The sequence below is a fragment of the Bacteroides sp. genome, from assembly GCF_029057325.1.
Classification (GTDB): domain Bacteria; phylum Bacteroidota; class Bacteroidia; order Bacteroidales; family Bacteroidaceae; genus Bacteroides.
Window position 1 is genome coordinate 1 of sequence record NZ_JAICZW010000052.1, and the last position, 12168, is coordinate 12168.

Annotated in this window: 10 protein-coding genes; 7 read left to right on the forward strand and 3 right to left on the reverse strand. The window is 48.2% G+C overall.

Annotated features, from left to right (window positions below):
* The first annotated feature begins 416 nt into the window (after positions 1 to 416).
* The 7 genes from mce (at position 417) to K2G43_RS03530 (ending at position 8607) form a co-directional block, all read left to right on the forward strand.
* Complete coding sequence (gene mce / locus K2G43_RS03500) at positions 417 to 833, forward strand: methylmalonyl-CoA epimerase (protein WP_297645050.1); 417 nt, start codon at positions 417 to 419, stop codon at positions 831 to 833.
* A gap of 105 nt (positions 834 to 938) precedes the next feature.
* The gene (locus K2G43_RS03505) at positions 939 to 2492 is read left to right on the forward strand and encodes an acyl-CoA carboxylase subunit beta (protein ID WP_300152983.1); all 1554 of its coding nucleotides are present in this window, start codon (positions 939 to 941) and stop codon (positions 2490 to 2492) included.
* Between the two features lie 46 nt (positions 2493 to 2538).
* A complete protein-coding gene (locus K2G43_RS03510; RefSeq protein ID WP_300152984.1) occupies positions 2539 to 3471 on the forward strand; it encodes an OadG family transporter subunit in 933 nt (310 codons plus the stop codon).
* 24 nt (positions 3472 to 3495) lie between these two features.
* Entirely contained in the window at positions 3496 to 3933 is a 438-nt protein-coding gene (locus K2G43_RS03515; protein ID WP_297645042.1) for a biotin/lipoyl-containing protein, read from the forward strand.
* A gap of 1 nt (position 3934) precedes the next feature.
* The gene (locus K2G43_RS03520; RefSeq protein WP_297645038.1) at positions 3935 to 5095 is read left to right on the forward strand and encodes a sodium ion-translocating decarboxylase subunit beta; all 1161 of its coding nucleotides are present in this window, start codon (positions 3935 to 3937) and stop codon (positions 5093 to 5095) included.
* A gap of 192 nt (positions 5096 to 5287) precedes the next feature.
* The gene (locus K2G43_RS03525) at positions 5288 to 6640 is read left to right on the forward strand and encodes a hypothetical protein (RefSeq protein ID WP_300152985.1); all 1353 of its coding nucleotides are present in this window, start codon (positions 5288 to 5290) and stop codon (positions 6638 to 6640) included.
* A gap of 116 nt (positions 6641 to 6756) precedes the next feature.
* Positions 6757 to 8607 (forward strand): glycoside hydrolase family 13 protein, encoded by a 1851-nt coding sequence (locus tag K2G43_RS03530; RefSeq protein ID WP_300152986.1) that lies wholly within the window; start codon positions 6757 to 6759, stop codon positions 8605 to 8607.
* A gap of 72 nt (positions 8608 to 8679) precedes the next feature.
* Here K2G43_RS03530 and K2G43_RS03535 read toward each other — a convergent pair whose 3' ends face one another.
* From K2G43_RS03535 to K2G43_RS03545, 3 genes are all read right to left on the reverse strand, one after another.
* A complete protein-coding gene (locus K2G43_RS03535) occupies positions 8680 to 9741 on the reverse strand; it encodes a DUF4421 domain-containing protein (protein WP_300152987.1) in 1062 nt (353 codons plus the stop codon).
* 185 nt (positions 9742 to 9926) lie between these two features.
* The gene (locus tag K2G43_RS03540) at positions 9927 to 11501 is read right to left on the reverse strand and encodes an Rne/Rng family ribonuclease (protein ID WP_297643758.1); all 1575 of its coding nucleotides are present in this window, start codon (positions 11499 to 11501) and stop codon (positions 9927 to 9929) included.
* Between the two features lie 332 nt (positions 11502 to 11833).
* Positions 11834 to 12109, reverse strand: coding sequence for an HU family DNA-binding protein (locus K2G43_RS03545; protein ID WP_297643760.1), 276 nt, complete (start codon positions 12107 to 12109; stop codon positions 11834 to 11836).
* Positions 12110 to 12168: the final 59 nt, after the last annotated feature.

The window sequence follows — 12168 nt, forward strand, 5'->3', positions numbered from 1 at the left end:
CGGACAAACTCCACTCCCTAGGACCGAAGAATGTCCGAAGAACGTCCGAAGAAACACCGAAGAAACTACGGAGCAGATAGGGGCCTTAAAAGACGCGGGCGGGAAGACGTATGGTTGGCTGAATTTTCGGAAGGAATATATGTGGTGTAAATATTTGTGATTCTTGATTCGCCGGAAGTTATCAGGGAAGGTTGTGTCGAAACAAACGTTCCGTTTTTTTTAGGCATGGAACTTGCGGTTTGGCAAAAGAAAAATTTCGGGTAATCTGTGAATTCCGTGCTGAAGAGCCGCTAAAGTTTGATTTTTCAGCAATTTTATTGCTGAAAAATTTCTTTATTAAGGAAGAATTATCTTTCTTTGTGCTTGTTTTTACTCCTTTGAATGAGGAGATAATGGTAATATTAACAAATATAATTATGAAGATTTCACACATTGAACACTTGGGCATTGCCGTCAAGAGCATCGAAGAAGCCCTTCCGTATTATGAGAATGTTTTAGGCTTGAAGTGCTACAACATCGAGACAGTGGAAGACCAAAAAGTAAGAACTGCTTTTCTGAAGGTTGGTGATGTGAAGATAGAGCTGTTGGAACCGACTTCTCCTGAAAGTACCATCGCCAAATTCATTGAGAAGAACAATGGCAATGGAGGTATGCACCATTTGGCATTCGCTGTGGAAGACGGGGTGGCCAATGCGCTTGCCACGGTGGAAGCGGCAGGCATCCGCCTTATTGATAAAGCGCCTCGTAAAGGTGCTGAGGGCTTGAACATCGCGTTCCTTCATCCGAAGTCAACGCTTGGCGTACTGACTGAACTTTGCGAAAAACCGGAATGAGAAAAAACTTTAGATTTCTGATTTCTGATTTCAGATTTATTGCGACCACAATCCGTTGCCAATCATAAATCATAAATCTTTTCATAAATCATAAATAAGCAAATTATGAGTAATCAACTTGAAAAAATCAAAGAACTTATCGACCGCCGTGCTGCGGCACGTTTGGGAGGTGGTGAAAAAGCAATTGCCAAGCAACACGATAAAGGTAAATATACAGCCCGTGAACGTATTGCTATGCTTCTGGACGAAGGCAGTTTCGAAGAAATGGATATGTTTGTCGAGCATAGATGTACGAACTTCGGTATGGAAAAGAAGCACTATGCCGGTGATGGTGTGGTGACCGGATGCGGTACGATTGACGGCCGTCTGGTTTACATCTTCGCACAGGATTTCACGGTTTCTGCCGGTTCGTTGTCCGAAACCATGTCATTGAAGATTTGCAAAATCATGGATCAGGCCATGAAGATGGGGGCTCCCTGCATCGGTATCAACGACTCCGGTGGCGCACGTATTCAGGAGGGCATCAATGCCTTGGCGGGATATGCCGAGATTTTCCAGCGCAACATCCTTGCATCAGGCGTTATTCCGCAGATTTCCGGTATCTTCGGTCCTTGTGCCGGTGGTGCCGTTTACTCTCCCGCTTTGACCGATTTCACTTTGATGATGGAAGGTACCTCTTACATGTTCCTTACCGGTCCGAAGGTGGTGAAGACCGTGACCGGTGAAGATGTGACGCAAGAGAACTTGGGCGGTGCCAGCGTACACTCCACAAAGTCGGGTGTTACTCACTTTACGGCTCAGACGGAAGAAGAGGCGTTGGCGCTCATCCGCAAGCTGTTGAGCTACATTCCGCAAAACAATCTGGAAGAACCGCCTTACGTGGACTGCACAGACCCCATCGACCGTCTGGAAGATTCGTTGAACGACATCATTCCTGACAATCCGAACAAGCCGTATGACATGTATGAAGTCATCGGTGCCATTGTGGATAACGGCGAGTTCCTCGAAATCCAGAAAGACTATTCCAAGAATATCATCATCGGTTTCGCACGCTTCAACGGTCAGTCCGTGGGTGTTGTTGCCAACCAGCCGAAGTATTTGGCAGGCGTACTCGACAGCAACGCGTCTCGCAAGGGTGCACGCTTCGTCCGTTTCTGCGACGCTTTCAACATTCCCATCGTGTCGTTGGTCGATGTTCCGGGCTTCCTTCCGGGAACAGGTCAGGAGTACAACGGCGTCATCCTGCACGGTGCCAAGTTGCTGTATGCTTACGGAGAAGCTACCGTGCCCAAAGTTACGATTACCCTTCGTAAGTCCTACGGTGGTTCCCACATCGTGATGAGCTGTAAGCAGCTCCGTGGCGACATGAACTATGCATGGCCTACCGCCGAAATCGCCGTTATGGGTGGTGCGGGTGCTGTAGAGGTGTTGTACGCACGCGAGGCGAAAGATCATGAGAATCCGGCACAATTCCTTGCCGAGAAGGAAGCCGAATACAACAAGCTGTTCGCCAATCCTTACAATGCGGCCAAGTATGGCTATATCGACGATGTCATCGAACCGCGCAACACGCGTTTCCGCATCATCCGCGCTTTGCAGCAGTTGCAGACCAAGAAATTGTCGAATCCGGCTAAGAAGCATGGCAACATTCCTCTGTAAATAGAGAATTGAAAAATGGAGAATTGAAAAATAAAACTCAAAGTATATGAAGAAAATACATATCGGAGTATTCCTTTCATGTCTGCTGATGCTGGGGCTCTGTTCCTCTTGTACGGAACACAAGGCGAGCAGCAAGCTGTTGCTGAATGAGGTGCTTGTCAACAACGAGAATAACTTTCAGGATGACTATGGCATACACAGCGCATGGATTGAAGTATTCAACAAATCATACGGCAGTGCCGACCTTGCCGGCTGCTACCTGAAGTTCAGTAGCCAGCCGGGCGACACAGCCAGTTATTTCATCCCCAAAGGTGACGTGATGACCGTGGTGAAGCCACGTCAGCATGCGCTTTTCTGGGCGGATGGAGAGCCCAGACGCGGTACGTTCCACACCAACTTCAAGTTGGATGCCACGAATGCCAACTGGATTGGATTGTACGATTCGGGCAAGAAACTGATTGACCAGGTGACAGTACCCGCCGGTGCGTTGCAAGCCAACCAATCGTATGCCCGTGTCAGCGACGCAGCCGACGAATGGGAAGTGAAGGGAGGAAGCAGCGACAAGTACGTGACTCCAAGCACTAACAACAAGACCATCGACAGCAATGCCAAGATGGAGAAGTTTGCCGAGCACGACAGTGCGGGCATCGGTATGGCCATCTCTGCCATGAGTGTGGTGTTCAGCGGTCTGCTGCTTCTGTTCATCTCTTTCTATGTCGTGGGCAAGCTTTCGGTAAGATTCCTCAAGAAGAACGCCATGAAGGCGAAAGGCATCACCGACAAGCAGGAAGCCAAGGAAAAGAAACTGGGACAAGCTCCGGGAGAGGTATTTGCCGCCATTGCCATGGCTATGCACGAATACCAAAACGACGTGCACGATGTGGAAGACACCGTGCTTACCATTACCCGCGTGAAACGCAGCTACTCGCCGTGGAGCTCAAAGATTTATACATTGCGTGAGACTCCCCACAAAAAGTAAAGTCACCCTAAAACAAACAGAACAATGAAAGAATATAAGTATAAGATTAACGGCAATGTTTATAAGGTTGCCATCGGAGACATTGAAGACAATATCGCTCACGTGGAAGTGAACGGCACATCTTACCAAGTGGAAATGGAGAAGAAGCCTAAAGAGGCAGCCAAGCCTGTAGTGCGTCCGGTCGTGAAGCCGGCACCTGCCGCTGCTCCGGCCGCCGCTCCCGTATCAAGACCCGCCGCAGGCGGAGGCAAGTCGGGCGTGAAATCGCCGCTGCCGGGTGTCATCCTCGACATCAAAGTGAACGTGGGTGATGCGGTGAAGAAAGGCCAGGTAGTCGTCATTCTGGAAGCCATGAAGATGGAGAACAGCATCAATGCCGATAGAGACGGCAAGATTACAGCCATCAACGTTAATAAAGGAGACTCCGTTCTCGAAGGTACTGACCTCGTAATCATTGAATAATATGGGAGAATTTATCACATTTTTAGGAAACAACCTTGCCGACTTCTGGACTTATACAGGTTTTGCCAATGCAACGGTAGGACATGTGGCAATGATTCTGATAGGGTTGCTTTTCATATACTTGGCCGTAGCCAAGGAATTTGAGCCGATGCTGCTGATTCCGATAGGTTTTGGTATGCTCATCGGTAATATCCCTTTCAATATGGAAGCCGGACTGAAGGTCGGCATCTATGAAGAGGGTTCCGTGCTTAATATTTTGTATCAAGGAGTCAGTTCCGGCTGGTATCCGCCGCTCATTTTCCTGGGCATCGGTGCCATGACGGATTTCTCTGCCCTGATTTCCAATCCCAAACTGATGTTGGTGGGTGCGGCAGCGCAGTTCGGTATATTCGGTGCATACATGATTGCCCTTGCCCTGGGCTTCGATCCGATGCAGGCAGGTGCCATCGGCATCATCGGTGGTGCCGACGGTCCGACCGCTATCTTCCTCTCTTCCAAGCTGGCTCCTAACCTGATGGGTGCCATCGCTGTATCTGCCTATTCGTACATGGCATTGGTACCGGTGATTCAGCCGCCCATCATGCGTTTGCTGACCAACAAGAAGGAACGTTTGATTCGCATGAAACCTCCACGCGTGGTTTCGCATACGGAGAAAGTGATGTTCCCCATTATCGGTCTGTTGCTGACCACCTTCCTTGTGCCGTCCGGTCTGCCTCTGTTGGGTATGCTGTTCTTCGGCAACCTTTTGAAGGAGAGTGGGGTGACACGTCGTTTGGCAAATACGGCCAGCGGTCCGCTGATTGACACCATTACCATCCTGCTGGGTATCACCGTGGGAGCATCGACACAGGCATCCGAGTTCCTTACTTTGGACTCCATCCTGATATTCTTCTTGGGTGCGTTGTCGTTTGTCATCGCTACGGCATCGGGTGTCATCTTCGTGAAGATTTTCAATCTCTTCTTGAAGAAGGACAATAAGATTAACCCGTTGATTGGTAACGCCGGCGTATCTGCCGTGCCCGACTCTGCACGTATTTCTCAGGTTGTAGGTTTGGAATACGATTCCACCAACTATCTGTTGATGCATGCGATGGGTCCGAATGTATCGGGTGTCATCGGTTCTGCCGTTGCTGCCGGTATCTTATTAGGATTTTTGATGTAAGGATATATAGTTTGTATTTGTACATATTGAGGCTGTGCCGTTGTGAAACGTTGCAGCCTTTTTTTGTTTAAAGAGTTGGCGGGGCACAGTTCTTGATTCATTAATCTATCTTAAATATATTACGGTAATTTCGTAAATAAATTATTTTTAGTAACTTGCACGCGGTTTAATCACTAAGTAATGATATACTGTATGCGAAACTTCTTCATCTTTCTATGCTTCTGTGCCTGCTATACACTCCTGAAGGCACAAAATGCGAACGCCATCCAAGAGGCGATGGCCGATTATGACTACGAAACCGTTCTGTCGCTCATCGAGCAGAAAACACCCACTCTTCCTTTGCTTTATCAAAAAGGGAAGGCGCTGAAAGGACTGGGACGCACCTCCGAAGCGTTGGAGGTATTCCGCGACATCTGCCGACAGGACTCACTGAATTCCCGCGCTTACATCGAAGCTGCCGAGTGCTGCAAGTCGCTGGCAAAATATAACGAAGCGCTTGCCTGCTATCAAAATGCCATCGGACTGAATCCGGAGAATAAATATCTGCGCCTGCAATACATCAACATGCTGATGGGCATGAAAAGATACAGCGAATCTTTGAAGGAAAGCAACCTGCTGGCAGAGAAAGACAGCACGGCATACGTGCTGCATCTGAGGGCGGAAAGCATGGGGCAGGTCTATGACAATACGGAAATCATGCGCGTGATAGATGCTTATCTGGACATACAGAAAAGGTATCCCGATGATTACCTCTCCGCAGCCAAGCTTGGCAATATTTATGTGGCCGGCCATCAGTATGAGGATGCCATTGATATCACGGAGAAATTCCGTTCCATCGACTCCACCAACATCCTTGTGAATCGGGTCAACGCTCAAGCCTACTGCCTGAACCGGGATTATCCCAAAGCCATAGAAAGGTATGAACAGCTGTTGCAGGAAAAAGACAGCAGCTTCCAGACTTGCTTCTATGCCGGAATCAGCTATTATGCTCTTGAAAATTTCTACCCGGCACACGATCTTCTGGAAAGAGCGCTCAAGGATGACCGGAGCAATGTCAATGTCCTCTATTATCTGGGTCGCGCCTGCTCCAAGACCTCTTGGAAGAAGGAGGGGGTGGCATACCTGGAGACAGCCATCAACCTCTCCATGACCAGCGACAGCGTAATGTCCCGCCTCTACGTGGGACTTGCCGACTGCTACAAGATGGCGCTTCAGTATGCCAACCAGGCAAATGCCCTCCTGACGCAATACGAGAAGTATGACCGGCAGAAACACAGATTGCTTTACGACGTTGCCTTCATCTACTATTACTACCTGAAGAACATACCCAAGGCAGAACACTACCTGACGGCATACCTGAAAACCCGGCCGAAAGACAGCAAGGGCAAAGCGCAGGAAGTGGATGCCGACGGAGTTCCCATCATCGGAGAAGACAATCGGTATAATGCCGCCGAAAACTGGCTGAAGGACATCCGCGAAAAACGCAAGAAAGAGGATTTCTTCAAAGGGAAAGTTGATACGGCAAGTGTGGCGCCTATCAAATAGGGTACTATTGAAAACGTTTGCATAATATAATAAAGTATAGTCAGCGGAGAAACGGTTTGTTTCTCCGCTATTTGTTTTAATTTAGCGCACAATAAATGAACCGTAAAGTAATTATCATGAAAAAAGTATTCTCTATTCTGGGAGCCATCCTGCTCTCGCTTAGCACGTATGCAGCTATGAACGTGAACAAAATTGATCCGCCTTTCTGGTACACCGGCATGCAGAATCCGGAACTCCAGCTGATGGTTTATGGCGAAGGTATCGGAAACGCCTCCGTCTCAGTCAACTACCCCGGTGTATCGCTGAGCAGCACCGTCAAGCTGGAAAGCAACAACTACCTGATTGTCTATCTGAAACTGGACAAAGAGGTGAGACCGGGCAAAATGACCCTCACCTTCACCGAAGGGAAAAAGAAGCTCGTCAAGGAGTATGAACTGAAAGCCCGCGACAAGAAGGGGTGCGCGCACAAAGGCTTCGACGCTTCCGATGCCCTCTACCTGCTGATGCCCGACCGATTTGCCAACGGCAACCCCGACAACGACCAGATAGCAGGCATGGCGGAGTATAAGGTGGACCGCAACGACCCCAACGCCCGCCACGGCGGCGACCTTGCCGGCATTGAGCAACACCTCGACTACTTCTCCGATCTCGGCGTGACCGCCCTCTGGTTTACTCCCGTCTTGGAGAACAACATGACCGGTGGCTCCTACCACGGCTACGCTACTACCGATTACTACCGTGTGGACCCACGCTTCGGTACCAACGAGGAGTACAAACAGCTGATTGAGAAGTCGCATGCCCGTGGCATCAAGATTGTGATGGACATGATTTTCAATCACTGCGGCGTGGAGCATGTATGGATTAAAGACATGCCCTCCAAAGACTGGTTCAATAACCCTGACCACGAGAACAACTTCGTGCAGACCTCTTTCAAACTGACCTCGCACGTTGACCCCTACACCTCTCAATACGATTTCGACCAGATGAACGACGGCTGGTTTGTGACCGCCATGCCTGACCTCAACCAGAAGAACCCTCACGTTTACCGCTACCTGGTGCAGAACAGCTTTTGGTGGATTGAGTATGCCAACATTGACGGTATCCGTATGGACACCTATCCGTATGCCGACTACAACGCCATGAGCAACTGGATGAAGGAACTGAACGAGGAATATCCCAACTACAACACCGTAGGCGAGACCTGGGTGACCGAACCCGCCTATACTGCCTGGTGGCAGAAGGACTCCAAACTATCCGCCCCCAAGAACAGCAACCTGAAAACAGTGATGGACTTCAGCTTCTTCGACAAAATCAATACTGCCAAAGCCGAACAGACCGAAACTTGGTTCAAGGGACTGGACCGTGTCTATAACAATTTCGTCTATGACTTCCTTTATCCCAATCCCGCTTCCGTACTTGCTTTCATCGAGAATCATGATACCGACCGCTTCTTGGGCGAAGGTGACAATCTGCCGATGCTGAAACAAGCCTCTACTTTGCTGCTTACCACCCGCCGCATTCCGCAACTTTACTACGGGACGGAAATCATGATGAACGGTGTGAAGAGCAAGAGCGACGGCTATGTGCGCAAGGACTTCCCCGGCGGATGGGCAGGCGACAAGGAGACCGCCCTCACTGCTGAAGGACGCACCCGAATCCAGAACGAATGCTACAACTTCTATAAGACGATTCTGAACTGGCGCAAAGGAAACGACGTGATTGCCAAAGGCAGCATGGTGCAGTTCATGGTACAGAACGGTGTCTATGCCTACGCCCGCCAATACGAAGGAAAAACGGTATTCGTGATGCTGAATGGTACGGATGTCGAAACCACCGTTCCTCTGAAGTTCTACAAGGAAATCCTGAAAGATTGCAAGCAAGGCAAAGACATCCTCAGCGGAAAGACCATCGCTTTTGGCGAAGAGCTGAAGATGGCGGCACGTGAGTCGCTGGTGCTCGAACTGTAAATTATTTAACACAGAGGCACAGAGACGCGGCGTATTTTTTATTTTCCCGCTGTGTCTCTGTGCCTCCGTTTTTCAAAATCTTACTCCATAAAATATGCGGTTGCGGATGTAGAAGGATGAGATATCTACCGGCTTCTGTCCCATATTATACATATTGATTATAGTCGTAAATCCGGCAAAGTTGCGCGACCTGTCCCATAATACTCCTAAACGGGCGATTCCGCCCACATTCACTTTATCTACAGATAATCGATCGGTATGTGTCGGAAACTTCAGGCGTGCACGCTTGAAGGTAGAAAAGGAGGGTAGGAAAGAACCATGCAGCATCCATCGGCGTCCCAATACCCAGTTGTATGCGTAACCCATACCGATGTTCAGGCTGCGATAGTTTATCTCGTGGGCATATTCGGAGGTATTCAGGCGCTCGGTCAAGGCTTCGGGAAGCGCATCGGTATCCAATTCCAGTTGTTCGGCATGCAAGGAGAGTCCCAGAATGATGCTGCCGCAGCTGCGCTTCTGCCGGTAGCTCTGTGTAAATACGGCGGGGTACGAGAAACGGCGATGGTTCAGTACCCAATATCCATTTGCTTGCAAACGCTTAGACCGGAAGCAGGAAACCCGCAGATGCCACTCCTTATTCTGTTCGGAATGAATCGTATAGCGGTTGGAGGAGCTGTAGAAGTAGTCGCCTCCCAACATTCTTCCGTACAGGCTGGCCCCGAATTCCGTATTGTTGGCACGCTTGTTCTTGAAAAAACGCTCCACATCGCGCTGAAAGCCGATTGTCAGGTTGCGGTAACTGAAGTTGGCTCCTACCTTGTAGAGGGGGGCAGAGTTGATGGTGTACTGCTGTCTCTCACCGTCTTGTTTCCAACCGAACTCAAAAATACCGATGGAGATGCCGGTTCTCGGCTTGATGCTGAACCGATAGTTGTTGCGGACAGCATAGAGCGTGTCTGATTGAGAAACGGATAATTTGTTGAAGAGGTGTTCCAGCCATGCGACGGTTCTGTTGTGGGTCGTTGTTTCCCGGTCTTGTGCAACCATGTACGACAAGCTTCCTCCTAACGAAAGAAGAAAACATACGCATGCCGCCTTCTTCAGTGCTGCTCCGTTTTTCAGTACAAGTTTCATAAGGGCATTCATTTTGATAATAGAGTTAGCCGATTGAAAAAATCCATACATCTTCTATGGGTTAATCATTTGTTTTCGGATGTCTGTTCCTTGTCCGGCAGATGTATAAGGGAAAAAATGGTTGGTTTGTTCGAACGGACAAGAAAGGGCGTATCTTTCATGTGGATACGCCCTTATCTCTTAGGTTATTTGATTTCGATTTCTTCCTTCATGTCAATCTCTTCCCCTTGCGGGTCATAGAATACATATTCCAGAAAGGCAAGTTTCTGGCTTGGAATAATCTTGATGCCGAATCCGTACTTCATTTGCCATTTTCGTTTCAAGGAGACGAGTCCCTGATTGATGTATGCGGCGATGTACGGGTGGATGTGCAACGAGAATTTCTTAATCTTCAGTTTGTTTACCAGATAGTCTATTTTGTTCTCCAGCGTGTCCGTAAAGAGGATGGACGATTTGATGGTGCCTTTTCCGAAGCAGGTGGGGCAGGTCTCTGTCGTGTTGACATCCATGGCCGGGCGCACGCGCTGACGCGTAATCTGCATCAGTCCGAATTTGCTCAGTGGCAGGATGTTGTGCCGTGCCCTGTCTTTCTGCATGTTGGCACACATGCGTTCGTAAAGCTTCTGGCGGTTTTCGGCTTCGTTCATGTCGATGAAGTCCACCACGATAATGCCCCCCATGTCTCTCAATCTGAGCTGGCGTGCCAATTCGTCGGCTGCTCCTAAGTTCACTTCCAGTGCGTTGGCTTCCTGTCCGTTGGCATTCTTGGTGCGGTTACCGCTGTTCACGTCCACTACGTGAAGGGCTTCCGTATGCTCGATAATCAGGTAGGCGCCACTCTTGTATGAAATGGTCTTGCCGAATGAGGACTTGATTTGTTTGGTGATACCGAAATTGTCATAGATGGGGAGCTGCCCTTTGTATAGTTTCACGATTTCTGCCCGTTCGGGGGCGATAAGGGTTACGTAATCCTTGATTTCGTGATATACCGCTTCGTTGTTCACGTGGATGTTTTCAAAAGAGGGATTGAATAGGTCGCGCAGCAATCCTACAGCGCGGCTGGTCTCTTCGTAAATCAACGTAGGGTATTTGGTAGCCTTCTGTACTTTTACGATGGCCTCTTCCCAATGTTTCAGTAATACTTTAAGCTCTCCGTCAAGCTCGGCTACACGTTTTCCTTCGGCAACGGTGCGGACGATGACTCCGAAGTTTTTCGGCTTGATGCTCATCAGCAATTGCTTGAGGCGTGCACGCTCTTCGCTCGATTTGATTTTTTGGGATACGGAAACCTTGTCGTTGAAGGGAATCAATACGAGATATCTGCCGGCGAAAGAGAGTTCGGAGGTCAGTCTCGGCCCTTTGGTCGATATGGGTTCCTTGACAATCTGCACCACTACTTCTTGTCCCACCTTGAGTGTGTTCGATACTGTTCCGTCCTTTTCAAGGTCGGGAAGTATGGTTGCTTTGGTAATGGGATTCAATTTCTTGCGGTCGCTTAAAGTCTGCTTTACGTATTTCTCTAAAGAGTTGAATTGTGGACCTAAGTCCTGGTAATGAAGAAAAGCATCTTTCTCGTAACCCACGTCCACGAAGCAGGCATTCAGGCCGGGCATCAGTTTCTTGATGCGTCCCAAATACATATTGCCCACGGAGAAAGAGATGTTTCTTCCTTCGCTTTGGAGTTCCACCAGTTGCTTGTCTTCGAGCAGGGCGATGGAGACTTCTTTGGGCTGTACGTCAACAACGAGTTCGCTTGTCACAATAATTGCTTTTTTTAAGTTGACGAGGTCTCAGTTGACAAGTTGATGAGGCAGGAGGTGAGTATCTCTCCTTGTTTTCCCCGTTAACTTATTCTCTTGTCAACTTGTTTCCTTGTTAACTAATTGATTAATTACACAAAGAACAAACTCGCGAGATGTTTTGCTTCACAAGTTTGTTCTTTATTTTGTCCTTCAGACTAAAAATTACTTTTTGCTTTTATGTCTGTTCTTTCTTAGTCTTTTTTTACGCTTGTGTGTTGACATTTTATGTCTTTTTTTCTTCTTTCCGCTTGGCATAGCTTCAAAATTTTATGGGTTAATACTATTGTTTATTATTTCTTCACTGAGAGGGTGAATGTTTTAGCGGGCTTAAATGCCGGAATGTTATGTTCCGGGATGATGATTGTAGTATTTTTGGAAATGTTGCGAGCCGTTTTCTGTGCTCTTTTCTTTACTACAAAGCTACCAAATCCACGGAGGTAAACATTTTCATCTTTGGACAAAGAGGTTTTTACAGCTTCCATAAAAGCTTCAACGGTTGTAAGTACGGTTGACTTCTCAATTCCGGTGCTCTTTGCAATTTCGTTTACAATATCAGCTTTAGTCATTTTTCTTTAAAAAAAATATTATTACTATTGTTTTCTTAATTTTTTGGACTGCAAATATA

What these genes read in the sequence shown, in the direction of transcription:
- mce (WP_297645050.1), top strand. Translation starts at nt 417, where the DNA reads ATGAAGATTTCACACATTGAACACTTGGGCATTGCCGTCAAGAGCATC.
- K2G43_RS03525 (WP_300152985.1), top strand. Translation starts at nt 5,288, where the DNA reads ATGCGAAACTTCTTCATCTTTCTATGCTTCTGTGCCTGCTATACACTC.
- K2G43_RS03520 (WP_297645038.1), top strand. Translation starts at nt 3,935, where the DNA reads ATGGGAGAATTTATCACATTTTTAGGAAACAACCTTGCCGACTTCTGG.
- K2G43_RS03535 (WP_300152987.1), bottom strand. Translation starts at nt 9,741, where the DNA reads ATGAAACTTGTACTGAAAAACGGAGCAGCACTGAAGAAGGCGGCATGC.
- K2G43_RS03510 (WP_300152984.1), top strand. Translation starts at nt 2,539, where the DNA reads ATGAAGAAAATACATATCGGAGTATTCCTTTCATGTCTGCTGATGCTG.
- K2G43_RS03515 (WP_297645042.1), top strand. Translation starts at nt 3,496, where the DNA reads ATGAAAGAATATAAGTATAAGATTAACGGCAATGTTTATAAGGTTGCC.
- K2G43_RS03530 (WP_300152986.1), top strand. Translation starts at nt 6,757, where the DNA reads ATGAAAAAAGTATTCTCTATTCTGGGAGCCATCCTGCTCTCGCTTAGC.
- K2G43_RS03505 (WP_300152983.1), top strand. Translation starts at nt 939, where the DNA reads ATGAGTAATCAACTTGAAAAAATCAAAGAACTTATCGACCGCCGTGCT.
- K2G43_RS03545 (WP_297643760.1), bottom strand. Translation starts at nt 12,109, where the DNA reads ATGACTAAAGCTGATATTGTAAACGAAATTGCAAAGAGCACCGGAATT.